This is a genomic window from Streptomyces enissocaesilis (assembly GCF_039533765.1).
In the GTDB taxonomy this organism is placed as follows: Bacteria; Actinomycetota; Actinomycetes; order Streptomycetales; family Streptomycetaceae; genus Streptomyces; species Streptomyces enissocaesilis.
On record NZ_BAAAUD010000039.1, the window covers coordinates 219416 to 243957 of the forward strand.

At 72.6% G+C, this 24542-nt stretch carries 16 protein-coding genes; 11 read left to right on the plus strand and 5 right to left on the minus strand.

Annotation, left to right across the window (positions count from 1 at the left end; translation table 11 throughout):
- Positions 1-103: 103 nt before the first annotated feature.
- Together ABD374_RS19410 and ABD374_RS19415 are read right to left on the minus strand one after the other, a co-directional pair.
- The gene (locus ABD374_RS19410) at positions 104-2077 is read right to left on the minus strand and encodes an Ig-like domain repeat protein (RefSeq protein WP_344496814.1); all 1974 of its coding nucleotides are present in this window, start codon (positions 2075-2077) and stop codon (positions 104-106) included.
- A 274-nt stretch (positions 2078-2351) separates the two neighbouring features.
- On the minus strand, positions 2352-2669 hold the full coding sequence (locus ABD374_RS19415; RefSeq protein ID WP_344496815.1) for a trypco2 family protein: 318 nt from the start codon (positions 2667-2669) through the stop codon (positions 2352-2354).
- Positions 2670-2735: 66 nt separating this feature from the next.
- Here ABD374_RS19415 and ABD374_RS19420 point away from each other — a divergent pair, with 66 nt between their 5' ends.
- Genes ABD374_RS19420 through ABD374_RS19440 form a run of 5 tightly spaced genes read left to right on the plus strand, consistent with a single transcriptional unit; the run spans position 2736 to position 10798 of the window.
- Entirely contained in the window at positions 2736-4496 is a 1761-nt protein-coding gene (locus ABD374_RS19420) for a trypsin-like peptidase domain-containing protein (protein WP_344496816.1), read from the plus strand.
- Positions 4493-7057: a tetratricopeptide repeat protein gene (locus ABD374_RS19425; protein WP_344496817.1), complete on the plus strand. Its 2565-nt coding sequence runs from the start codon at positions 4493-4495 to the stop codon at positions 7055-7057. The genes ABD374_RS19420 and ABD374_RS19425 overlap by 4 nt, the downstream gene beginning before the upstream one ends.
- Positions 7054-8466, plus strand: coding sequence for a vWA domain-containing protein (locus tag ABD374_RS19430; RefSeq protein WP_344496818.1), 1413 nt, complete (start codon positions 7054-7056; stop codon positions 8464-8466). The genes ABD374_RS19425 and ABD374_RS19430 overlap by 4 nt, the downstream gene beginning before the upstream one ends.
- Positions 8463-9500: a hypothetical protein gene (locus ABD374_RS19435; RefSeq protein ID WP_344496819.1), complete on the plus strand. Its 1038-nt coding sequence runs from the start codon at positions 8463-8465 to the stop codon at positions 9498-9500. Before ABD374_RS19430 ends, ABD374_RS19435 begins: the two co-directional genes overlap by 4 nt.
- Positions 9497-10798 (plus strand): extracellular solute-binding protein, encoded by a 1302-nt coding sequence (locus ABD374_RS19440; protein ID WP_344496820.1) that lies wholly within the window; start codon positions 9497-9499, stop codon positions 10796-10798. The genes ABD374_RS19435 and ABD374_RS19440 overlap by 4 nt, the downstream gene beginning before the upstream one ends.
- A gap of 87 nt (positions 10799-10885) precedes the next feature.
- On the opposite strand, the gene ABD374_RS19445 is transcribed toward ABD374_RS19440, so the two are convergent.
- A complete protein-coding gene (locus ABD374_RS19445; RefSeq protein WP_344496821.1) occupies positions 10886-11776 on the minus strand; it encodes a hypothetical protein in 891 nt (296 codons plus the stop codon).
- A 101-nt stretch (positions 11777-11877) separates the two neighbouring features.
- Between ABD374_RS19445 and ABD374_RS19450 the strand changes: the two genes are divergently transcribed.
- The 5 genes from ABD374_RS19450 to ABD374_RS19470 all read left to right on the plus strand — a co-directional run bounded on the left by ABD374_RS19450 (position 11878) and on the right by ABD374_RS19470 (position 18838).
- Positions 11878-13104 (plus strand): CapA family protein, encoded by a 1227-nt coding sequence (locus ABD374_RS19450; RefSeq protein WP_344496822.1) that lies wholly within the window; start codon positions 11878-11880, stop codon positions 13102-13104.
- 180 nt (positions 13105-13284) lie between these two features.
- The gene (locus ABD374_RS19455; RefSeq protein WP_344496823.1) at positions 13285-15606 is read left to right on the plus strand and encodes a cache domain-containing protein; all 2322 of its coding nucleotides are present in this window, start codon (positions 13285-13287) and stop codon (positions 15604-15606) included.
- Between the two features lie 5 nt (positions 15607-15611).
- Positions 15612-17240, plus strand: a complete 1629-nt coding sequence (gene pgsB / locus ABD374_RS19460) for a poly-gamma-glutamate synthase PgsB (RefSeq protein WP_344496824.1) — start codon at positions 15612-15614, stop codon at positions 17238-17240.
- Positions 17237-17719 (plus strand): poly-gamma-glutamate biosynthesis protein PgsC/CapC, encoded by a 483-nt coding sequence (locus ABD374_RS19465; protein ID WP_344496825.1) that lies wholly within the window; start codon positions 17237-17239, stop codon positions 17717-17719. Before pgsB ends, ABD374_RS19465 begins: the two co-directional genes overlap by 4 nt.
- A 33-nt stretch (positions 17720-17752) precedes the next feature.
- Positions 17753-18838, plus strand: a complete 1086-nt coding sequence (locus ABD374_RS19470; protein WP_344496826.1) for a C40 family peptidase — start codon at positions 17753-17755, stop codon at positions 18836-18838.
- Between the two features lie 85 nt (positions 18839-18923).
- On the opposite strand, the gene ABD374_RS19475 is transcribed toward ABD374_RS19470, so the two are convergent.
- Positions 18924-20822 (minus strand): MFS transporter, encoded by a 1899-nt coding sequence (locus ABD374_RS19475; protein WP_344496827.1) that lies wholly within the window; start codon positions 20820-20822, stop codon positions 18924-18926.
- Positions 20823-20982: 160 nt separating this feature from the next.
- On the minus strand, positions 20983-23388 hold the full coding sequence (locus tag ABD374_RS19480) for a D-alanyl-D-alanine carboxypeptidase (protein ID WP_344496828.1): 2406 nt from the start codon (positions 23386-23388) through the stop codon (positions 20983-20985).
- Positions 23389-23573: 185 nt separating this feature from the next.
- Between ABD374_RS19480 and ABD374_RS19485 the strand changes: the two genes are divergently transcribed.
- Positions 23574-24320: a GOLPH3/VPS74 family protein gene (locus ABD374_RS19485; protein ID WP_344496829.1), complete on the plus strand. Its 747-nt coding sequence runs from the start codon at positions 23574-23576 to the stop codon at positions 24318-24320.
- Positions 24321-24542 lie beyond the last annotated feature (222 nt).

Below are 24542 nucleotides of genomic sequence, written 5' to 3' on the forward strand. Positions count from 1 at the left end.
CCGCCCCCCCTGCCCGCCGGGAGGTGCCGGCGGGTCCGGGGACGCGGCTACGGCCCCCCACGGGAGCGCGGGAGGCCGTAGCGGAACGGTGGTTCAGGCGTGCCTAGTTGGTGAAGGTGAAGTACTTCCAGGCCGTGTGCGCCGTGCTGTTGACGTTGTCGCCGGAGGAGCCGTTGACGTACGACGAGCGCATCCGGGCGCGGATGCCGGACTCGCCCGGCGCCTCCAGCCTGACGGCGGACCTGCCGTCGGTGCCCAGCGCGAAGTACTCGGACGTGGAGGCGTACCAGGTGCCCTGGTGGTAGACCTCCAGCTCGAACCGCTGCTTGCGGCCCGAGTAGTAGTTCATGGTCGTGGTGAACAGCGGGTCGGTGCTCTTCCGGAAGTAGGAGTACGTCGTGGAGCCGATCTTGCCCGTTTTGTAGTGCCTGGTGACGCCCACGGACACCTTCGCCTTGGCGTACGCGGTCGACTTCGCGGTCTTGGAGGCGTAGCGGGCGTCGCCCGCGAAGACGGCGGTGACGACGGTGTCGCGCGTCATGTCCACGGTCGCCGACAGGTTGCCCTGCGAGTTGACCTGGGCCTTCTTCAGCAGCCTGTTCGGCCTGTCGGAGCCGTAGGGGTTGGCGTAGATCTCGACGACACGGTTCTTGTACGTCGTACCGAGGTGCGCCGTGAAGGAGACGTCGGTGCCGTACGTGTAGACGTTGCCGTTGCGGTTCAGGGTCAGCGTGGGCGCCTTGCGCGAGACCTGCACCGCGTCGGAACCGGAGGCGGGGGCGTGCGTGGCGTCGCCCGCGTACGCCACCTTGTAGGTGACCCTGCCGCCGGCGGGCGGTGTGTCCGTGAAGGAGAAGGTGCCGTCGGCCTTCGTGCCGGCGGCGGGCAGGGCCTTGCCGCTCGGGGACTCGACGTCCGTACGGGTCACCTTGAGGGCCGTGCCCGCCGGGAGCGCCGTCTTCGAGGTCAGCTTCCCGGTGACGGTGAGCTTCTGGGCGCGCTCGGCGCTGGTGGGAGCCGACACCGTCAGAGCGGGAAGCTCCTTGGCGGGGTCGGTCAGGGCGCGCAGGGTGAACGTGCCGTAGCTGTTCTCCGACACCGCGAACACCCGGCTGCTGTCCGGCGCCCAGGCCAGCGCGCCGGGGACCAGGGTGTCGCCGCCGCTGCTGTTGCCGGTGTTGGGGAACTCGTACTGCCGTGCCGGCTTCGGGTCGCCCGCCCGGTGGATGTGGACGTCGGGGGCGTACCAGGAGAAGGAACCGCCCGCGACGGTGCCGTCGGGGGCGACGGCGATCGCGTTCGGGTACGCCTCGGTCGGATAGCTCGCCACCTCCTCCAGGCTGGTGGTGGAGTAGGCGGGGAAGCCGTACCCGTACCCGCTGCCGTCCCAGGAGGTGAGGACCTGGGTGCCGTCGGGCGTCAGGTCGAGCTGCTTCACGCCGGTGTCCATGCTGCCCTGGACCCGCAGCGCCGCCCCCTCGGCGGAGACGTCGTACACGGCGAGCCGGCCGCCGGCCCCCGCCACCAGGACGCCCGGCGCGGCCGGGTCGGCGCCGAGGAGCGGCGCGGCGCCGGAGAAGTCGGCGCCCGCGTTCTGGTCGAGCCTCACGAGGGGCTCGGCGCCGGAGACGTCGAGCGACCCGATGCGTGACCCGTAGCCGAACCACAGGCGACCGTCCACGATCTCCAGGCCGGCCGGGGCGTCGGCGCCGGTCAGGTCATAACTCGCCGTCTGCGTGTACGTGCCCGTCTCCACCGAGACGATCCGGCCGGTGTCCTTGACGGCCGCGTACACCTGGCCGGAGTCGGCGGACAGCGCGAGGCCGGTCACGCCGGGCAGGCCGGTGAGGGTCGCCTTGACGGTACCCGTGTAGTCGGTGACGACGATCTTGCCGTCGGCCGGGTCGGACACGTAGACCCGCTGGTGGGTCCCGTCCACGACGAGGTCGCCGACCGACTTCACCGACAGGACCTTCGCGGAGTCGGCCGCTGCCGGACCCGCTGTGCCCGCGACGAGCGCCGCGGAACTGAAGAGGACCGCGAGCGCCGTCGCGGTCGAAATGCTGCGCCTGCGCACAGTGATGTAAACCCCCACAGAAGGAACCCGGCGACCGCCGGGTGGGCATGAGAAGGCCGCGCATCCCCCCTCGCGCCGACGATGGGCGCGTGGAGCGCTGCCGAGAGGGGTCAGCGTATGACATGCCAGTGACAGTCACGGTCTGGATTTCTTCCGTGATCCGCGTGACGTCCTCGGCCGCGGGCCGGGCGGGGGCAACAGCCCGGGACGTCGTCAACGGGACCTGCTCCGGGCCGGCCCGGGCGGCCCCGCGCGGCGCCCCGCCCCGCCGGGCTCAGCCCTCTTCCGGCTCGCCCCCCACGTCCACCGGACCGCCGTCGTCCCGGCTCCAGGGCCGCAGTTCCACCTGGATGCGGTGGGTCGTGTCGTTCGCCGTCGTCCTGCCCGCGTCCGCCGTGACCACTCCGATGCGCAGGCCGCCCCTGCCGCCGGTCTCACGGCGGACCTGGACCTCGAACTCCAGGTTCACCCTCTCCACCCGGAAGCGCATGCCACTCGCTCTTCCCCGGCGCTGGGCCACCTCGAGTTCTTCCCGTACCCGGCTGATCACGTCGGCCAGTTCCACGCCCTGCGTCCGGTCTTCCGCGGTCACCCTGCCCACATCCCCCCACTGACGCCGAGGCCCCATTGTCACCGGTCGCGACTATGCTGGTACAGCATGGGGGCGCTGATCAGTGAGACCAACTTCTCCACCGATCAAGAGACTTGGCGCGTACGGCTGCGCACCGACGACCCGCGCGGCCGGGTGCTCGGGGCCGGGGTGCTGCTGCGGGACGGGCTCGTTCTGACCTGCGCGCACGTCATCCGGATCGCCGGGACCGACCAGCACCAGCCGTCCGTGGTCGTCGAGTTCCCGGGCTCCGGCGGGGCCGGTTCCGCCGGCCTGCGCGCCACCGTCGTCCCCGGCCACTGGGTCCCCCGCGCCGACGACCACACCGGCGATCTCGCCCTCCTCCGGATCGCCGGGCCGCCCCCCGTCGCCTCGTACGCCACCCTCCACCGGCTGCCCACCCTCTGGAACCACCGCATCCACTTCGCCGGCTACCCCTCCCGCCTCACGGGCGGCAAGTGGGCCGAGGCGCTCATCAAGGGGCCGGGAGGGCCCGGTGACGAGTGGGTGCAGATCGATCCGGTCACCGAGGCCGACACCATCATCCGGCGCTTCAGCGGCGCCGGAGTGGTCGACAACCGCACCGGCCACGTCATCGGGATCGTCGTCAGCAAGCTCGAATCGGACCGCGAGGGCGCGCACCACCGGCACGGTTACATGATCCCGACCGGCACGATCGTCAAGCACCTCGGACGGCTGCGCGAGGCCGAGCCCGGACACTACATCGGCGGCCGGCCCCCGCTCCCCCCCGGCTTCCCCGGCGAACCGGGCGGCCCCGCCTCCGCCCCCCTCGCCCCCGACCGCGGATTCGCGCGCTGGCTCACCCGCTGGCTGGCGGCCGAGGACGACATGGCCGACGTGGAGATCACGTTCGTACGGCACGAGGACGCGGAGGCCGACTTCGCCCTGCGCACCACCCTCACCCGCGCCGACCGCGAACGCTCCCCCCGCACCTCCCGCCCGTCGTACGACGATCACGACGACACCGGTCCGGCCCCGCGCGCCGGCAGCATCGACCTGGCCCTCGTCGTCAGGGACAAGACCCCCGCGCAGGTCGCCGAGGAGATCGCCGAGGGCATGGGGCTCGACGGCCCCGGCCCCCTGCCCCCGTCCGCCCGCGTCGCGGCCGGCGCCCTGCCGCTGACCACCGTGGTCTGCGGCGTGGACGAGGCCGCCCGGCCGGTGGAGACCGTGGAGCTGCTGCACACGCTGGTACGGCGCGGCGGGCGGCTGCTGCTCGTCTTCCGGCAGCTCGGCTCGCCCGCCCTGCGCCGTACGCACGAACTCCTCCTCGATCCGGCGTGCCCCCGGCGCTGGCTGGAGCGCGTCGGCCGCCGGATCGCCGTGCTAGCCCGTACCGAAGAGGACGCCCGGGACCTGCGCCGACGCGCGGCGAGCTGTGTCGGCCCGCTGCCGCGCCCGCCCCGCTACGCCCCGGACCTGGAACTCAAGGCGGCCCGCCTGGAGGCCGACCCGCAGCAGGGCACCACCGGTTTCCTCGTCAAGCTGTCGTACGTCGAGAGGACCGCGGAAACCGCTCTGCTGGAGGCGGAGACCGCCCACCGGCTGCTGGCCCGGCAGCTCGCCCGCCACCAGGAGCTGCGGGGCCTCCTCGACGGGTACCAGGCGCGCCTCGCCGCCCACGGCATCACCGAGGCCGCGGCCTCGGTGCACCAGGACGCTCAGCGGCTGCTGACCGGCGGGCCGTGCGAGCCGGCGGTGGCGGAGGCGGCGGTCGACCGGTTCGTACGGGAGGCCCGCACAGCGCTCGAAGCGCACCCGGGGACGGGGACGGAGGAGGGGCCGTGAGGGCGTGTCCGCACCCCGGGTGCGCCGGCAGGGTCACGGAGACCGGATTCTGCGACCTGACCGGCCTGCCCGTCGGGGCCGAGGACGAAGGGGGCGCGGACGGCAACGGTACGGGCAACGGCGACGCGGGCGACAGCGGCGCAGGCGACAGCGGTACGGGCGCCGGGTCCGGCGGTTCGGTGGGCCCGGCGCCGGCGGGAGCCCCCCGCCCGGAGCCCGCCGAGCAGTTCGTGCTCTCCCGCGCCGGTGACGGCCTCATGGACCTCCCCCGCGTCGAGGTCCCCGACCCCGCCCTCCTCGTCGAGCCCGCCGAGGACCGGTCCCCCGCCCACGTCATGCGGTGCGGCAACTCCGACTGCACGGAGTTCATCGGCGTCCTGGCCTCCAGAGGGGTCTGCACCTGCGGCACGCCGTACGCGCTCCAGCCCCAGCTGTCCGGCGACGACGTGCTCGCCGACCAGTACCAGGTCGTCGGGCCCATCGCCCACGGCGGCCTCGGCTGGGTGTACCTCGCCGAGGACGTCCAGCTCTACAACCGGCCGGTCGCCCTCAAGGGCCTGCGCAATCCGCACAGTTCACTGGCGCGCGAGGTCGCCCTGCGCGAGCGCCGGCACCTGACCGACCTCAACCACAAGGACATCATCCGCGTCATCAACTACGCGACGCACCGCCCCACCGGCACCGACTACATCGTGATGGAGTTCGCGGGCGGGATGGCGCTGCACCAGATCGCCGAACGCATCAGGCGCGACAAGGAGCCGTTCGCCGGCCCGCGCGTGCACGAGTTCGTCGTCAGTTACGGGATCCGGATCCTCGACGCGCTCGGCTATCTGCACACGTACGAGCGCAAGGTGTACGGCGACATGAAGCCGGACAACGTCATGCACTGCGGCGACGGCATCAAGATCATTGATGTGGGGGGCGTGCGGGAGTTCGGGGCTCCCGGCCCGTACACCGACCTCTACAAGGGCCCCGAGGTCGAGCCGGACGGCCGGGCGTACCCCCAGTCCGACCTCTACAGCGTCGGCATGACCCTGCGCGAACTCACCGAATCCGCCCGCCACCCCGCCCCCGGGCTCGGCGCCGAGTCCCTGAAGCGCGCGCTCGCCCGCGCCACCGACGAAGAGCCGCGCAGACGGTTCGCCACGGCCGCCGAGATGTCGCTCCAACTGCGCGGCGTCATCCGCGAGCTGCGGTCGCTGCGGCTCCGCACGGAGACCTTCGAGCCCTCCCGGCTCTTCGAACCGGCGTCGGCCGCACTCGACGGCGGCCTCGGCGAGGCCCCCGTCCTCGACCGCTGGGCGTACGGCGCCCACCACCTCCCGCTGAACGCCGCGCGGCCGTCCCCCGACGAGGTCGCGGTGGGCCTGCCCGTGCCCAGGACCGACCCCGACGACCCCCACGCGGCGTCGCTCGCCCGCATCTCGTACGACGCGCCGGGCCTGCTGCAACTCCTCGCGGGCTGGGAGCCGTCCGTCGAACTGCACCTGCTGCGCTGCCGCCTGCACCTCGACCTCGCCCGCCGCACCCGGCAGCGCGCCCACCACGACACGGCGCGCGCCGAACTCGGCCTGGCCGGCGGCCTCGTCGGCGCCATGGCACCGCACGACTGGCGCCTGCACTGGCACGCCGGGCTGCTGCACCTCGGCGACGACCGGATCGACGAGGCCCGCGAGGAGTTCGACCACGTCTACGACTCGCTCCCCGGCGAGTACGCCCCCAAGCTCGCCCTCGGCTACTGCTACGAACGGCTCGGCCGGCCGGACCGCGCCAGGGCGTACTACGAGGCGGTGTGGCTGCGCAACCACTCCCTGGGCAGCGCGGCCTTCGGACTCGCCCGGATCCACCTCGCCGCGGAGAGGCGGAAGGAGGCCCTGGAGATCCTGGAGCGCGTGCCCAAGGACTCCCGGCACCGGACGGCCGCGCGGACCGCGATCGTACGCATCCTGGCGGGGCGGAGGTTCCCGGACGGTTCACCACCGCCTCTGGAGTCCCTCGTCAGCGCGCTCGCCCGGGTCACGCAGCTGCGGGAGGAGGAGGGACTGACGGACCGGCACGCGGTGCTGCGGCTGGAGACGCACATCCGGGAGGTCGTCCTCGACTGGGTCTGCGGCGCGCCCGGCGGCGAGGAGGGCAGAGCGAAGCGGCTGGCGGAACTCCGCGAGCGCGTCCAGAACGGGGAACTCACCGAGAACAGGCTGCGCAGGCGCCTGGAGGAGGCGTATCGGGGCCTCTCCCAGCAGGCGGGCGACGTGCGGGCGCACGCGCTCCTCGACCTGGCCAACGGGGTACGGCCGCTGCGCTGGACATACAAGGAGCACGCATGGCTCAGGACGGCACAGAGGGTGCGGGAGATACGAGAGGCGTGGAAGGTGTCTCAGGGCCGGGAGGGACAGGAGCAGCGGGAGCAGCAGAAGCCGCAGGAGCCGCAGGAGTTGCAGGAGCCGCAGGAGCCGCAGGAGCCGCAGGAGCCGCAGGAGCCGCAGGAGCCGCAGGAGCCGCAGGAGCCGCAGGAGCCGCAGGAGCCAAGGAAGTCGCAGGAGCCGTCTCCCTCGAAGTGAGCCAGCAACCCTGTGTCTCGGTGGAACGCGGAGCCGAGGGCGGGACGCGCATGTGCGCCGTGGTGACCGTGACGCTGACCCCGGGGGGCGGGGCGGGAACGGGGGCGGGAATGGAGGCAGGGACGAGAACAACCGCCCCCGCCAGGGCCGAGGTCCTGCTCCTCGACTGCTCCGCGTCCATGGGCTATCCGCGCGAGAAGCTCTGGGCCGCCCAGGACGCGGCGGCGGAGGTGGTACGCGCGCTGCCCGACGGCACGTACTTCGCGATCGTCGCCGGACGCCACACCGCGGAGCCGGTCTACCCCGCGAAGACCGGCGCCGCCCCGGCCCTCGTACGCGCCGACGCCACCACCCGCGAGGAGGCGCAGGAGGCCGTGAGCCGCCTCGCGCCGAGCGGCGGTACGGCCATCGGCAGCTGGCTCGCTCTCGCCCGCGAGCTGTTCGGGCAGCTCCCCGGTTCCGCCGTCCGGCACGCGCTGCTGCTCAGCGACGGCCGCAACGAGCACGAACAGCACGACACCCTCGCCTCCGAACTCGCCGCCTGTTCAACCCTGTTCACCTGCGACGCCCTCGGCATCGGCGAGGACTGGGACCCCGACGAGCTCCAGCTGGTCGCCGGCAGCCTCAACGGCAGGGCCGACGCCGTACGCGACCTCGACGCGCTGCCCGCCGAGTTCCGTGCCCTCGCCGCCGAGTCGGCGGCCCGCCGGGTCACCGGTCTGCGTCTGCGCCTCGCCCACCGCCCCGGCAGTGCCCCGCTGACCGTCCGGCAGGTCCACCCCACCCGCCGCGACCTGCTGCCGGACCGCGTGACGGCCGGGGACCGGTGCCTGGAGTTCCCGATGCCGCCGTGGGGCGAGGAGACCCGCGAGTACCTGGTGTGCGTCGCCGCCTCCCGCACGCCGCAGGAGCCCGTCGACCGGCCGTTGTGGCTGGCCGACCTGAAGGTGGTGCGGGATCCGCGGGCCGAGGGCCCGTCGCCGCAGCTCCCGCCCGCGCGGCCCCTGCTGGTCCGTTGGACGCACCACCGCGACCTCTACAGCAGGTACGACCCCAAGGTGGCGCACTACGCCCACCACGACGCCCTCGTCCGCGGCCTGGAGGAGGGCCGCGCCGCCCAGCGCGCCGGTGACGCGGCGCGGGCGCGCGCCGCCTGGGGCGAGGCGGTGCGCCGCGCCCACGCCATGGGCAACGAGCCCATGCTGCAGCGCCTGGGCGATGTCGTACGGATCATCGACGCGGCGGCCGGCGAGGTGGAGATCCGCCCCGACATCCGTCCCCTCGACATCAACTCGGCGATGGTGCTGCGCTCCCACAGCACCATGCTGCCGTCGCAAAGGGAGCCGCAGCGGAAGCCTCGGGACAAGTCGCGGGGCACGTCGCCGGACAAGCCGCGGGACTCCGGGTGAGGGGCCTCGCGCGCCGGTTCTGGCGCTCGGCCACCGGAGCCGACGGCGTCACCACCGTCGGCTACCTGCACCGCCAGCTCCTGTGGCTGCTCACGCTCACCGCCGTCGGCGGCGCGACGCTCTTCGGCGCGTACGACGAGATCCACAGCGACTCCGTGGCGATCCGGGACCGCACCGGGCCCGCCGTCGTGGAACTCGCCCGGGCCCACACCTCCCTCCGGCAGGCCGACACCACGGCCCGCGACCACCTGCGCCACCGGGCCCGCGACCACAGGTGGCCGGACATCCTGGCGCGCGGCGAGGAGTACCGGACCCAGCTCGCCGAGGCCAGGAGCAGCCTCGCCCGGGCCGCCGCGACGGGCGCCCTGAACCGCGAGGACCAGCAGACCCTGCGCATCGCGTCCGGGCTCGTCGACAGCTACGCCCTGCGCATCGACGGGGCGTGGACCCAGTCGGACAAGGCGCACCTGAGCCTCGCCAACCTCTCGTACGCGCAGACGATGATGCACGCCCGCACGTCGGGCGTCCTCGCCCGGATCGCCGCCCTCCAGGACCGGCAGAGCGCCGCGCTGGACCGCCGGCAGGACTGGGGCGTCGCACCGCTGCTGGCCTGGCCGGTGGCGGTGACGGCCTGCCTGCTGCTCGGCGTGCGGCTGGTCGGCACGCAGGTGTTCCTGCGGCGGCGCTTCCGGCTGCGGCTGAGCGTCCCGCTGGCGGCGGTGACGGTGCTGCTGGCCGCCGTTCCCGTGCTGGCGTTCGGGACGTGGCAGGCGCACCGGAGCCAGACGCTGGCGCAGGAGGCGGCCGGGCTGCTGACGCCGGCCGGCACCCCCGGCCAGCAGGCGGCGGCCGTCGTCACCGCCGAGTCCGGCATGGAGAGGGCGGCACAGGAGGGGAACGCCGACGTCTGGGTCCCGGGCGCGGGCTTCGTTCCGCTCGCGGCCGTACTGATGGCGGGGGTCGTCGTGGGGACGCTCCAGCCGCTCCTCGTCGAGTACGCCGTCCCCCGGCGCCCCGCAGGAGGCCACCGGTGAACCGTCCCAGCCGTCCCGGCTGCCCCCGTCGCCCCCGTCGCCGGACGGGTCTTCGGCTGCTGCTGACCTCCTGCCTCCTCGCCGGGCTCGCGCTGGCCTCCGCCGCGTGCGCCCAGGAGCCCCGCCCCGCCGTGAGCGTCCTCGGCCCCTGGACCGGCGACGAGGAGGAGAGCTTCGAGACGGTGCTCGACCGGTTCAGGGAGAAGTACGGGATCGAGGTCGACTACCAGGGCACGACGTCGCTGCGCGAGACGCTCCTCGCCCAGGTGCAGGCCGGCTCGCCGCCCGACATCGCCGTACTGAACAGCCTCGGCGAGCTCACCGAGTACGCGCACGCCGGCGAGCTGGTGCCGCTTCCCGACGAGGTGCGCGAGCGCTCCCCGCTGCCGTGGGCCCCCGAGCTCACCGTCGACCGGCGCAAGAACACCTACTGGACCCCGGTGAAGGTCGACCTCAAGAGCGTCGTCTGGCACTACCCGGACCGCTCGGCCCGGCGGGGCGCCTGGTGCCTCGGCATGGGTTCCGGCGCGACCTCGGGGTGGCCGGGCAGCGACTGGATCGAGGACATCCTGCTCCAGCGGTCGGGCCCGGCGGTGTACGAGCAGTGGGCGACCGGCGAGCTGCCGTGGCGCAGCCCGGAGGTCCGCGAGGCGTGGAGGACCTGGGGCCGGCTCATCGCCCCCGGCGGCAGCGGCACGCAGGCCGCCGCCGCCCTCGCCAACGACTTCCAGGGCAACGACGGCAAGGGCCTGCTGGCGGCGGACGGCCGGGGCTGCGCCCGCGAACACCAGGGCAGTTTCGTCCGGCGGCTGTACGGCGAGGACATCGCGTTCGTCCCCACCACCGAGGCCGTCCCGGAGCTCGCCAACGGCCGGAACGCGTACGAGGTGGCCGGCGACATGGCCGCCCTGTTCCGCGACACCGGGAGCTCACGGTCGCTGATCACTTTCCTCACCGGGGACCCGGCACGGGCCACCTGGGCGCGGGCGGTGCCCGAGCGCAACCGGCCGTTCTTCCCGGTCTCCGTCGGCGCGTACGGCGACGCCTGGGCGAACCGGGCCGTCGAAGAGACCCTGTCGGGCGCGAAACGGCTGTGCACCGACGCCTCGGACGTCATGCCGCCGGAGCTGCGGGGGGCCTTCCACCGCGCCGTACTGGAATTCCTCGCGGCTCCGGCGGACCACGATCTGCTGGAGGGCCTGCTGGAGCAGCTCGACGACGAGACGAGGCGCCACCACGCCCAGAACGCCCCCTGGGTCCCGTCGGTGTGCGCGGCGCCGGTGGGCGGCGGTTCCTGACCCCGGCCCGGAAAGGGCCAGAAGGATCCGGAAGGGACGAGAAGGGGCCGGAAGGCCCGGGGAGACGGGCCCGCCGCAGGGGCGGCCCTACCGCCAGGCCGCCACCGTGCCGCGCACCGCCGCCACCGCCCGGCCCGCCCTCGCCGCGTCGGACCGTACCGAGCGGGCGAACTCCACGTGCAGGAACGGCACGTCCAGTTCGCCCGCCTCGCGCCCCTGCATGTTCGTCCGGCCCTCCAGCACGCACGTGCGCGCCCACGCCCGGCACACCTCGAAGTCCCGGCCGCCCAGCGCCCGCGCCAGGCGGCGTCCGGTCTCGCGGTCCCCCCGGTCCGTGCCCCGGCCCGTGGAGACGATCACGTCGTAGTCCGGTTCCGTGCTGTCCGCGAAGCCGTGCAGCTGGACGCCCGGCAGGCGGCGCTCCACGAGCTCGGCGCAGACCGCGTGGAAGACCGTGTCCCGCCGGTGCGCGACGTCCGCCGCGTCGCCCCGGCCAGCGTCCCGGTGCGTACCCGCGACCACGAGTACGCCGCCGGGCTGCCCGGTCAGCACGGCCGCCCCGAGCCGCTCGGTGCCCACGTCCGCCACGGGGTGCGGAACCTGCACCGACCAGCGGACCGGGGCGCCGAGGCCGACGTACACGCGGCCCCAGCCCCGGTTCGCCTCCCCCGCCGCGTCCGCGACCTCGGCGTACCGCCGCCCGGTGGCCCCGTCGGTGAGCGTGCGGACCCCGAAGTCGACCTCGGCGAGCTTGCGGTCCGCCTCCGCGCGCCGCCCGTCGACGAGGAGGCCGACGCCCTCGGCCACGGTGCGCCGCTCCGCACGGCTCGGCGGGCGGTAGCCCGAGTCCGCGACGACGTCCGAGGCGAAGGCGCTGATCCGCCGCTCCAGGTCGATCCCGGTCCGCGGGGAGCGCGAGGGCCGGGAGGAATCCTTTTCGACCGCGCCGGAATTGTCCTTTTGCGAGGACGTGTTCATGGTGACAACCGTCACAGCGACGGCTGCGACCAGCAGAGTTACCAGAATCGTTAGCTTCATGGTCGGGATCCGTGTCATAGGGCGGCGAAAATACCATCGTGATGAGACATCCCCACTTGCCCGGCATAACCCGCGCTGTCGCCCTCGGCCTCCTGGCGGCGACAGCGGCAGGGTGCGGCCTCCTGGACACGGGCGACGCCGCCGGGCCGGCGGGCCCGCCCGCGTTCACCGTCGCCGCGGCGGGTGACATCCTCATCCACCCGCAGCTGACGGACCAGGCCCGCAAGGACGCCAAGGAGGCGGGGGGCGGCGACAGCATCGACTTCGGCCCGATCATGGCCGGGATCAAGCCCGTCATCAGCAAGGCCGACCTGGGCATCTGCCACTTCGAACCCGTCGTGAGCAAGCCGGAAGGCCCGTTCCAGAGCTACCCGGACTTCCTCGTACCGCCGCAGATCACCACCGCGGTCAAGAACGTCGGGTACGACACCTGCTCGACCGCCTCGAACCACACGCTCGACCACGGCCCCGCCGGCGTGAAGCGCACACTGGACGCTCTCGACGCGGCCGGCCTCAAGCACACCGGCTCCGCGCGCAACCGCGCGGAGGGCGAGAAGCCCCTCGTCCTCGACGTGAAGGGCGTCAAGGTCGCGCAGCTGTCGTACGCGTTCGGCTTCAACGGCCGTGAAGTGCCCGCGGGCAAGCCGTGGATCGTCAACCAGAACTCGTTCGAGGAGATCGCGGCCGCGGAGAAGGCGGCCCGCGAGGCCGGCGCCGAGGTGGTGATCCTCAGCATCCACTGGGGCCGTGAGCACCACCCGGACCCGAGCGCCCCGCAGCTGAAGCTGGCCCGCAGGCTCGCCCAGGAGACCGGCATCAACCTCGTCATCGGCCACCACGCGCACGTGGTGCAGCCGATGGAGAAGGTCGACGGCACCTGGGTCGCGTACGGCCTCGGCAACCAGCTCGCGCGCCACGACGTGCCCAGCGGTCTCACCGAGGAAGGCGTCATCGGCTGGTTCGAGTTCCGCAAGAAGGACGGCGCGTGGGACGTACAGGCCCGCTACGTGCCGACGTTCGTGACCATCCCGCCGGACCCCGACGAGTCGGCCGCGGCCGGCACGGAGCCGGCCGACGGCGCCGGTGAGATCCCCGGCGTGGAGGACCACCGCCTGGTCGACGTCGCCGGGGCGCTGCGCGACGCCAAGGACCTGTCGGACGAGGAACGGGCCCGCTACCGGCTCGCGTTCGAACGCACCCAGGGCACCATGCTCAACCGGGGCGCCGCGAAGGACGGGCTGAGGGCGCTCCAGAACCTGCCCGACTGACGGAGCACCGGCGTAACGCGCATCACAGTGGTCGGTTTTCGTACAACCATCCGCACGCGCTCATGAGTCATGACGCTTCGGCTGGACTTGTACGGCGTCACGCCCGACCCACGTGTCGTGCCCAGCAGACCCAGCTCACCCGCTTACCCGCTGTTGCCCAGAATCTGAAGGTGAACACTCATGGCCGCTTCGCCCGCGACGCGGCGGCGCAAGGTCCGTCGCCGGGCCGACATGTCGCTCCTGGGAGGCATCCGCCCACCCATCGCGGCCCTCTCGGCCCTGCTGCTCACCTTGGCGGGCATCACCGCCCTGGGTCTCGGCAACACCGACCAGGACCATGTGCCCAAGGCCGTGCTGACGTCCCAGAAACACTTCGCCGAGGACGGCGCCGTCGCACTGCGCGCCTCGATCGACGAGAGTGTCACGGACCTCAACCGGACCGCCGGTCTCTTCAGCGCCTCGGAGCCGGTCTCGCCCGACGCCGTACTCGACAAGATCGGCAACGTCTACCAGAAGTGGACGGGCACGGCCGTACTGGAGATCAAGTCCGGCAAGCTGCTCGCCGCCCGCGGTGAGAACGTGCCGGTCACCGCGATCGACACGTCCAAGCTCCGCGAGGAGGACGGGCTCAGCCCCCGCATGATCCGGCTGCGCAACGGCGAGACGCGGCTGCTCTCCTTCGCGCTGCTGTCCTGGGAGGGCAAGCCCCAGCAACTGCTGATCGCCTCCAACAGCCTGCGCTTCCCCGGCATCGCGCTCGGCCAGTTCCGCGCCATCGCCGTCGTGGACACCGAGGGCCGCATCCTCAGCAGCGACGGCATCCCGGAGCCCGAGCAGGTCCTGACCGACCTCCAGCGCGACGGCGTGAAGCGGTCCAACAACCAGCTGGAGTCCTTCGCGAAGACCGCCGCCCTCCGCTCGGCGCAGCATCCGCTCAAGTCCAAGGAGCCCGGTACCGGGGGCTTCCTCGGTGTCAGCGGCAGCATGAGCGGCTCGGCCTTCCAGGGCGAACGCGCCGTGGCCGGGTACGCCACGCTCGCCGGCCCCGAGGCCGGTGAGAGCACCGTCGCCACCGGCCTGGGCCTCACCGTCGTCGCCATGGTCGAGGTGGCCGAGGACCCGACCCGTTCCGCCGGGCCGCTGTTCGGCCTGCTCGCCGCCGGCGCGTTGTTCCTGATCGGCGCCCTGGCGGTGGCCCTTCTCCTCGGTACGGTCCAGCGGCCCCTGATCCGGCTGTTCCTGGAGAGCCGCCGCCTGACGCGCGGCGACCTGACCCGGCCGGTGACCGTCCCGTCGCACGGCGAGGCCGCCCGCATCGGCCACTCCCTGGAGCGGATACGCCGCCAGCTCCTCGGCGAGTCCGCCGACTCCACCGCCGACCAGCGCCCGGGCAGGCGCGGCCGGGTCGGCAGCCGGGCGCTCATCGCCGTCTGCGCCGTGCTGCTGCTGGTCTGGTCCGGCCCGATGCTGCTGCTGCTCAACCGCGCCGGTCCCACCGTCGTCGTACCCGAGCAGATGGTCAGCGACCAGCGCGAGCGCACCGAGACCCTGACCGACCGGGTGCGGCGCGCGCTCAACGAGGGCCACGCGGACCTCGTGTCCGTGGCGTCCCTGATCGGCGACCGCACCTCGCCCGACGACATGAAGAAGGTCCTGGAGCGCACCCGCACCGAGCACCTTCGTTACCAGTCGCTGTACGTCCTGTCCTCCGACGGCCAGGTCCTCGCCGGCGCCGGCGAGGAGCCGCGGGAGGAGTCCACCGAGGACCTCGCCGAGCGGCAGCTCGGCGTCCTCAACGACTCGGGCAAGGAACCCGTCATCGCCGGGCAGGCCGAGATCCCGGGCCGTGACGGCGCGCGCCTGGTCGGCGAGTTCCGTATCGACTTCCTCAACTCCCTGCTCAAGCGGCCCGGCCTCGGCCAGGTCCGGGTCGTCGACGAGGAGCGGCGGATCATCGGTGGCAACACCGGGTACCGCGCCTTCGAGGGGCTCCCCGAGGAGCGGCTCGACTCGTTCGTGGCGGGCGCCAACCAGAAGGCCGGGCTGAGCGCCCGTGCCAGCGGTGTCCTCTTCCGCGACGGCGGCCGTGACGGCGTGGAGCTCGCCGCGGCCGCGCCGTTCGTGGGCGGCGGAGCGGCGAAGTCGCTCGGCTGGACCGTCGTCAGCTGGCAGCCCGCCTCCGGCCTGGCCATCCCCGAGTACAGCCTCCAGAACCGCACCGTCCTGGCCGGGCTGCTCGGCATCACCGCGGCCGCGGCCTGCCTGGGCTGGCTGCACATCGTGGTCGTACGGCCGCTGCGGGAGCTCGCCCGGCAGTCCGAGGCGCTCGCCGGCGGGGACCGCCGCACCGTCCTGTACCCGCGCCACCACGACGAGGTGGGCGCGGTCGTCCGCAGCCTGGAACTCCTTCGCCAGCAGCTCCAGGAACAGCGCAAGCGGGACGGCGCCGCCGCACCGGGCGCCACCACGGCGACCGCGACCACCACCGCCGGAAGGAACTGATCGGCGTGCTCTTCCTCTACACCGTCCTGCTGGTGTGCTGCGGCGTCCTGCTGGTCGCCGGCATCGTCGAGCAGCGGCGCCACTTCATCAACCTGGAGCGCATACCGTCCCGGGTGCTGGTCAACGGCATCCGCGGCAAGAGCTCCATCACCCGCCTGTGCGCGGGCGCCCTGCGCGGCGGTGACCTCGTCACCGTCGCCAAGACCACCGGCACCGCGGCCCGGTTCATCCACCCGGACGCCACCGAGGAGCCCGTCTATCGCAAGTTCGGGATCGCGAACGTGGTGGAGCAGATCGGCATCGTGCGGCGCGCCGCGGCGTACAACCCGGACGCCCTGGTCATCGAGTGCATGGCCGTCATGCCGGCCCTCCAGGAGATCAACCAGTCCAAGCTGATCCGGTCCACCATCGGCGTGCTGTGCAACGTCCGTGAGGACCACCTGGCCGAGATGGGCCCCACCCTCGACGACGTGGCGCGCTCGCTGTCGCGCTCCATGCCGGAGGGCGGCATCTGCGTCACGGCCGAGCAGGACCGCTTCCACATCCTCCAGGAGGAGGCGGACGCGCGTGACTGCAAGCTGGTCTACGCCGACCCGGAGACGGTCTCCGACGAGGAGCTGCGCGGCTTCAGCTGGTTCACCTTCAAGGAGAACGTCGCGATCGCGCTGACCGTCGCCGAACTGCTGGGCGTGGAGCGCGAGACGGCGCTCAGGGGCATGTACGACGCGCCGCCGGACCCGGGTGTCCTCTCCGTCGAGCGGTACACCACCCCCGACGGCAAGCGGCTGCGGTTCGCGAACGTCTTCGCGGCGAACGACCCCGAGTCGACGCTGATGAACATCAACCAGCTGCTGGACCTCGACGCCATCAGCCGGCCGCTGAACGTGGTCATCAACTGCCGGCCCGACCGGGTCGAGCGCAACGGCCAGATGGGCGCGATCATCCCGGACCTCCAGCCGGACAAGGTCTTCGTGATCGGCCACCCGGCGAAGAGCGCCATCGACGCGATCCCCGCGGAGTGGCGCGACCGGGCGGTCGACCTCGGTGGTGACCGGCGCGCGGCGGACGACTTCATGGGCCGGCTGCTCGGTGAGCTCGGCCCGGATTCGTCGCTGGTCGCGATCGGCAACATCCACGGGCAGGGCGAGGTGCTCCTGGAGCACCTCGCCGAGCTCCCGGCGGACGAGACGCCGGCCGATCCTGCCGCCGACAGGTCCGCCGGTGCGCCCGCCGCCGCTCAGGCGCCCGCGCAGCAGCACCCGGTCCGGGACGACGAGACGCTGGCCCTCCAGCAGTACCAGCCGTACATCGACCCCTATCAGCCCTATCCGGAGGCGTACGAGGCGCGCTATCAGCAGCAGCAGCTGCCGCCTGTCCCGTACCAGTCCGAGCAGTACGCGTCGGAGCCGTATCCGCCGGAGCAGTACCGGTCCGAGCCGGAGCAGTACCGGCCCGAGCAGTACCGGCCGGACCAGTACCCCTCGGACGGGCCGCATCCGTCCGAGCCGCAGCAGTCCGCCCTGTACCAGTCCGCACCACCCACCGCACCGCGGCCACAACCCCAGCGCGGCATGTTCGAGCCGGTCCGGCCGGTGACTGAGGCCCAGCAGCAGAACCCAGGAGAACCCCGTTGATCCCGTCCGTACTCACGCCTGAGATCGCCGCGATCGGCATCGCGCTGGGCCTGATGTTCTCGCTGGTCTGCTACCTGACGACCAACCTCTCCCCCGGTGGCATGATCACCCCGGGCTGGCTGGCCCTGACGCTCGTCGAGGACCTCCAGCGCGCGGCCATGGTCGTCGGCGTCACCGTCCTGACGTACGTCGCCACCCTCGGTGTCCAGCGCGTCGTCATCCTCTACGGAAAGCGGCTGTTCTCCACCGTCGTCCTCACCGGTGTCCTCTTCCAGGGCACCTTGATGATCATCCTGTCGATGGAATTCCCGCTGATGTACACCAATCAGACCCTCGGCTTCATCGTTCCCGGCCTGATCGCCTACCAGCTCGTCCGCCAGCCCAAGGGCGCGACCCTGCTCGCCACCGGTTCGGTGACGCTCATGGCGTACGTCGTCCTCACCGCCGGAATCCTCCTCGGCGCGCTGCCGTCCGTCTGACCGCCGCCCTCGCCCCCTTCGGAGCTGAACCTCATGAGTGCCAAGACCAAGCGCGGCCCCCGTCGGGTGCTGCACGCCGCCACCGTGATCGCGCTGCTCGCCGGCAGCGCGTACCTCACCGTGGAGCTCCGCAAGGAGGAGCAGGCCAAGGCCCCCGCCATCCAGGCGGTCACCGACACCCCGGCGCTGAAGTCGTCGGGCGCGGGCCTGACGTCGTCGGGCAAGCAGAGCTGGGAACGGCTGCAGAGCCCCGCGCGCACGGTCCTGCGCGGAGAGGCCGGCGCGGTCCTGGCCACCTTCACCGACGACGCCCGCACCGCCACGCTCACCGGCCCCAGCCGCACCTTCACCGAGCCCACGACCACCAAGTCCCGGGTCGTCACCGAGGACTGGGTGCGGCTGATGCCGGAGCCGTGGCACAAGGGCGCCGAGAAGGAGCAGTGGTTCAAGGACTGGTTCAAGGAGTTCTTCGGCAGCAAGGAGGACGACCTCTTCGCGATCGCCTTCCAGTACGTCGACCAGGCCCCCGTGAAGAAGGACTCCGAGGGCATCTCGTACGCCGGTGACGCCGACTTCGGCCCGATCAACCCCGAAGGCACCCCGGGCAACGACTACCGCCTGGAGGAGTCCGACTTCTACGACTACCTCGGCATCCCGTACACCTTCCGCAACGGCACCACGATGCAGCCCGAGGCGATGCGCGCCCGTTCCATGGACTGCTCGGGCTTCATCCGTACCGTCCTGGGCTACCGGGGCCGTTTCCCGCTGATGGCCACCGACAAACTCGGCGACGGCCTGCCGCGCACCGCCAACGGCATGGCGCGCTCCAAGCTGGGCTCGGACGTCATCGAGCTGAAGGGGGTGGGCGCCGAGTCCCGGCCGAAGTCCATCGACGTACTGCAACCGGGCGACCTGGTCTTCTTCAAGCTCGACGAGCGCACCAAGGACCGGCTCGACCACGTCGGCATCTTCATGGGCCACGACACCGACGGGCACAAGATCTTCGTGTCGAGCCGCGAAGAGGTCAACGGGCCGACCATCGGCGACAAGGGCGGCACGTCACGCCTGGACGGCAACGGCTACTACGCGAGCACGCTGCGCAGCGCGAAGCGCTTCTAGGGACGATCCCGCTCGACGCCCGGCGCAGCCCTTCCGGCGGCACCCGGCGCAGCATCTCCGGCGCCCGGCGCAGCTCTTCCCGCGCTCAGCGCAGCTCTTCCGGGCAGGCCGTGCCCCGCGTCAGACCGTAGGGGGCCGCCAGCCGGTACACGCCGGGCGCGGGGGCGAGCAGTTGCGTCCACTCGTCTCCCGCCGCGTCCTCGTCCGCCTTCATCAGGCAGCCGTTGGGGTTGGTGAACGTCCGGTCCGCCGCCTCCCCCCGGGCCTTCGACTCCGGGGTCTCGGCCGGCGGTTCGACGCGCTCGCCCTCGGCGTCGACCAGGCCCAGCCACGGCGAGTACGGGATGCGGATCAGCACCCGGCCCGCGCTCTTCACCCGGATCGTCAGCTCGCCCGCGCCCGCGCGGTCCACCGTCGCGGGCGGGTCGGCCAGCGGCGTCGGGTCGTCGACCCGGAAGAGCCGCCAGTTGGCGTCGCCCCAGACCTGCTCCAGGTAGGGCAGGCCGGAGCGCACGAGCTCGTACTCCTGGGTGGCTCCGCTCGGGTCCGGATCGCCCGTGGGCAGTACGACGTAGTGCACGGCCCAGCGGTACAGCCACTCCCGGTAGGTGTCGGAGCGGAGCGTGTCGTCGTAGAAGAGGGGGTTGCGCTCCATGTCGGCCTGCCGGTTCCAGCCGCGCGCGAGATTGACGTACGGGGCGAGCGCCGAGGCTTCCCGGTGGCTGCTGGCCGGGACCACCTCGACCCGGCCCTTCTCCGCGCCGACCTCCTGCAACTGGTTGACCAGCGGCGCCAGTTCACGCGCCCACGACGCCGTCGGGGCGGTACGGACGATGTCGTCGACGCTCTTGACGCCGATCCAGGCGTGGAAGCCGAGGAAGGCGACCACGACGGCGTACCACTTGACGGTCCGGGGCGCGGTGAACGGCAGCGCCGCCAGCAGGACGACACCCCCGAACACCATCGCCAGACGGGACACGTTGCTGCCGATCTGCGAGTCGATCAGCCAGGTCAGGAGCACCCCGACGGAGTAGACGGCGGCTCCCGTCCGCACCGTCTTCCAGTCCTCGGGGACGAGCACGAGGACCAGTACGCCGCACAGGAACGGCAGCGAAGCCGTCCCGAAGGACATCGGCTGCGTACCGGAGAACGGGAACAGCCAGGAGGACACGGCGACGACGAGGACCGGCGCGAGGCCGAGCGCGTAGGCGCCGGGGCGCCGCTTGTTCAGGAACAGCGCCGCCGCGACGACGCCGAGGAACAGGCCCGCGACCGGGCTGCTCGCCGTCGCGAGGCCGGCCAGCGGCGCGGCGACGGCCGCCTTCGCCCACCGGTTCGCGGCCCAGCGGCGCGGCCAGCAGAACACCGCGGCGACCGCGCCGAGCGCGAACATCATGCCGAGGCCGAAGGTGACGCGCCCCGACAGGGCGTTGCAGAGGAAGGCGAAGACCCCGGCGAGCGAGCACCACAGGGGATTGCGGACCGCCTTGACGCGGACCAGGATCAGCGCGGTCAGGGCGGCCGACGCGGTGCCGACGATCATCATCGTCGTACGGACGCCGAGGACCGACATCAGGTACGGCGAGACCACGCTGTACGAGACGGGGTGCATCCCGCCGTACCAGGCGAGGTTGTACGCGGAGTCGGGGTGGCGGCCGACGAACTCGGCCCAGGCGTCCTGCGCGGCGAGGTCGCCGCCGCTGTTCGCGAAGAAGAAGAACCAGACGACGTGGGCCGCCGCCGCGGCGGCCGTCGCGACCGTCACGGGGTGCCGGAGGACGTGGCGGAGGCGGCCGCCGTCCCGGGCGGGGGAGGCGGGTCCGGGGCCGGTGCGCCGGGGCGTGGCCACGGGTGTGCGACGTGGCGCCGCGCCGTCCGGTGTGCCGCTCGGCGTACTGCCCCGTGTGCCGCTCCGGGTGCCGGAGCTGCTGTTGTCCTCGCCCTCGTCCGCGCCCTTGGCGCGCGTGGGCCCAGCGGTGGTCATTACTGCTCTCCCCGTCTTCCCCGGGTACCGACAAACCCCCCGACGTGTACAAGGACGCCGTTCCCGCGTCCCGCAGTTGCCCGGACGCTAACACGGAGCGCACGTGGCACTGCCGCCGGTTCCCGCGACCGGCGGCAGCACTTCGCTCAACGCCCGGGCGTCAGCCGACGCGGGTCAGCTTGTCGCCGAAAGCCGGCTCCGTCAGTTCGCCCCGAAGCGCGACGGGAGCCGTGACCTTTCCGGTGCCGGTGCCGACCGTCACCTCGCCGACCACCGTGCCCGCCTTCGCCGAGTGCGGAACCGGCTCGCCGCCGTCGCCGAGGTCGAGCTCCACCCGAAGGCCGCCCCACCCGACCGGCTTGAGGTCCTTGGTGGAGACCACGGGGGTCCTGCCGCCGAGCCCGTCATCGACGTAACCGACGACGTCGCCCTTCTTGACGACGGTGGCGGACTCGACACCCTTCTGGGCCGCCTGGATCAGCTTGAGGCTGTTCTGCCGCGCCCGCTCCAGCTTCTCGTCCAGCGTGCCGCCCGCGTCGGCGCCCATCACCACACCGATGATCCGCCGGCTCTTGCCGTCGACGATCGTGTCGGCCGTCCAGACCAGGTTGCCGCCGGCCGGGGTCGAGGAGCCGGTCTTGATCCCGCTCACGCCGGGCTCCAGCAGGATGTGGTTGTTGTTGTAGATGGTCTCGCCGAGGGTCGGGATGTCGGCCTGCGGCATGTTCACGACCTCGCGGAAGACGTCGTTCTGCATGACCGCCTTGGCCAGCTTGAGCTGATCGGCGGGCGTGGACACGGTCGAGGCCTTGAGACCGCTCGGGTCCGTGTACGTCGAATTCGTCATGCCGAGGTCCTTGGCGGCCGCGTTCATCTTGTCGACGAAGGCATCCTCGGTCGAGGCGTCCCAGCGGGCGAGCAGCCGCGCCGCGTTGTTCCCCGACGGGATCATGAGCATCATCAGCATCTCGCGCTGCGTGTACTTCTGCCCCTCCTTGACCGGGACCTTCGACTCGTTCACGAGGGCGGCCTCGTCGGCCGCCCGCTTGTCGACCTCGATCTTCTCGCCCACCTGGTCACCGGTGATCGGGTGGTTCTTGAGGATCACGTACGCGGTCATCACCTTCGCCATGCTCGCGATCGGTGCGACCTTCGTCCTGCCGTACGTGCCGATGGTCCCGACGCCCTCGACCTCGACCGCGCCCTGCCCCTCGGCCGGCCACGGCATGTCGATCCTCCCGCCCCCGAAGGTGTACGTGGGCTCCGCGGAGAGCACCAGGGCGGGCGCGGGAAGCGGGCGCACGGCCTGCACAGTCGCAAAGACGATCACTACGAGCAGGAGCAGCGGGGTCCAGATCTTGACCCGCCGCACGGCGGTCCTGACCGGGGTCTCCGGCGGTGGCGGGGTGTTCGTCAGCTCGGCGAGCAGATCGAGCGGCGGCCGGGGCGGCAACGGCTGCTGCCGGGTGCGCTCGGCCTCCGGGAGGGGGGCGGGTGCGGTGGACGCGGCAGGCGCGGCGGAGGCGGCGGAGGCAGCCGGCGCGGCCGGGGCGCTGCGCGGCTTTCCGGCCGGCGGCCGGACGGTGTCCGGCTTCAGCGGCACGAACTGGCTGGTGCGCTCGGTGGCGGACTCGGGCCTGCTCACGGTCTTCAGCGCGGTGGTCGGCTGGTCCACGGCCTGGCGCGGCCGCACGGCCTTGAACACCGCCGTCGCCTGGTCCACCCCGCCGTCGGAGCCGCCCTTGGCCCCCTCGGGTGCCCGGTCCCGCTCGACCGGTTCGGATGCACCTGCCTCATCAGGCTTTACTGGCGTATCGGACTTGCCGGATTCGGGGGAGTCCGCCGTGGGCCCGTCGCCGTCGGCCCCGACCGGTGCGTCCCCTTCCGCCGACGGCTCGTCGGCGTCGGGTGCCGCAACCGCTTCCTCCGCCTTTTCGGCCTTTCCCGCTTCTTCTGCTTCTTCTGCTTCTTCTGCTTCGACAGCCTCGGCGTCGTGAACCCCGGCCCCGGCCTCGACCTCGACCTCGGCCTCGGCTCCGTCCCGAGCCTCGGCTCCTGCCTCAGTCTTGTCCTTGCCCTCGTCCTTGCCCTCAGCCGCGTCCCCGTCGGCGGCCGGAGCCGCACCCGACGGGTCCCGGTCGCCCGGGTCCCCGGTCGCCACCCACGCCGCCACCGCCGCCCGAAGGCGTGCGTCGCCTTCCGGCGCGCCCGGCGGGGCGCCCGGCCCCTCAGGGGCGCCCGGCGCGTCCGGCGCGCTCTCCGGCGCCTCCAGGGCCTCGCCCGGGCCCTTCCCGGGGGTCTCCTCGGCCTCCGCGGAGACTTCCCCGGCCTCCTCGGGAGCCTGCGGCTCCTCCGGTTCCGTTTTCGTGGGCATCTTGAAGACCGCCGTCGGCTGGTCCACGCGGACGCGGCCTTCCGGCTCCGGCTCCGCGGCCGGTTCGGCCGAACCGGCCGGTTCCCGGAGAACGGCGAGCCGCGGATCGCGTTCACCCGGGGCCGTCCCCCCGGACGACTTCCGCTGCTCCGACTTGTCGGGGGACTCGCCCGCCACCGATGCCTCCTTCATACGCGCTTGCGCATACGCCCGCTGTCCGATGTCCGAACCATGTACCAGTGTCCTGTCTGAGACCCGGACTTCCTCGCTAGACGAGAACGACATACCTGCCGGTTCCCTCGCAAAGCGCCCAGGCGCTCTCGACAGATGAATGTGAGAGGGGTCACCCTGTCACTCATCCACGCGGGGAGGCATGGATGGGCAGGAGCCGCAGAACACTTCCGGAGGAGCTTCTGCTGCTCGCTCTGGACCCGGCAACGGGTACCACAGCGCAGCCGCAGTCGCTCGACCTCGGCCTGGCCGGGGCACAGCTAGTAGAGCTGGCTCTGGCAGGACGGATAGCCCCAGACGGGGATCGTATCGCCGTGGTGATGGCACGGCCGACAGGAGATCCGACACTGGACTCCGCACTGGAACTGCTGCGCAGGCGCGGCAGCCCGGTCCGGGCGGTCCACTGGATAGGCGGGCCCCGGCTGGGGCTCCGCCAGACGTATCTCTCGCATCTGGAACGGTGCGGCATGGTGCATGCCGTGGCGGGGCAGATGTGCGGGGTGCTGCCGACGACTCGCTACCAGGCGACGGAATCGGTGATCTGCCGGGAGATCAGGACCCGGCTGGACAACGCGATCCGCACCGGCGTACCGCCGGACCCGCGGACCGCGGCGCTCGCCGCGCTCGCTCACGCAGTGGGGCTCGGCAAGCATCTCTACCCCGGCAACGAGGGGCGCTCATCACGCTCCCGCCTCCGGGATCTGATCAGGCACGACCCCATGGGCGGTCTCGTGGCGCACGCCGTGATGGACGTCCAGAACGGTGTGGCCGCACAGCCCCGCCGGACACCCGCAGCGGGAGGCCGGCCGCAGCCGTCCGTACCGATGCAATCGCAATCTCCGCCGCAGGCGCAGTCGCACCGCGACGGCATGACGCGCCTCGCGGCGCACTGAGCCGGGCCGCAGTACCAGCACCGCCCGGGCAACATCCGCAGGACCAGCGCCGATACCGCACCGCCGTCCCCGGGACCCGGTTCGGGAGCCGCACCGAAGCGCGCGGGGTGGTGGGCCGGCCGTCCAGACCTTCCTGGACCGGACCGGACCGCCACCCCGCGCACTCGCGCCGGTACCGCGTGTGGTCGTTTTCCAGCGCGGCGGCGAACAATGGTGGCAGTC

Coding starts and splice junctions, on each gene's coding strand:
- ABD374_RS19470 (WP_344496826.1), top strand. CDS start 17,753: ATGAGTGCCAAGACCAAGCGCGGCCCCCGTCGGGTGCTGCACGCCGCC.
- ABD374_RS19450 (WP_344496822.1), top strand. CDS start 11,878: ATGAGACATCCCCACTTGCCCGGCATAACCCGCGCTGTCGCCCTCGGC.
- ABD374_RS19445 (WP_344496821.1), bottom strand. CDS start 11,776: ATGAACACGTCCTCGCAAAAGGACAATTCCGGCGCGGTCGAAAAGGAT.
- ABD374_RS19455 (WP_344496823.1), top strand. CDS start 13,285: ATGGCCGCTTCGCCCGCGACGCGGCGGCGCAAGGTCCGTCGCCGGGCC.
- ABD374_RS19480 (WP_344496828.1), bottom strand. CDS start 23,388: ATGAAGGAGGCATCGGTGGCGGGCGAGTCCCCCGACAAGTCGGAGCAG.
- ABD374_RS19475 (WP_344496827.1), bottom strand. CDS start 20,822: ATGACCACCGCTGGGCCCACGCGCGCCAAGGGCGCGGACGAGGGCGAG.
- ABD374_RS19420 (WP_344496816.1), top strand. CDS start 2,736: ATGGGGGCGCTGATCAGTGAGACCAACTTCTCCACCGATCAAGAGACT.
- ABD374_RS19485 (WP_344496829.1), top strand. CDS start 23,574: ATGGGCAGGAGCCGCAGAACACTTCCGGAGGAGCTTCTGCTGCTCGCT.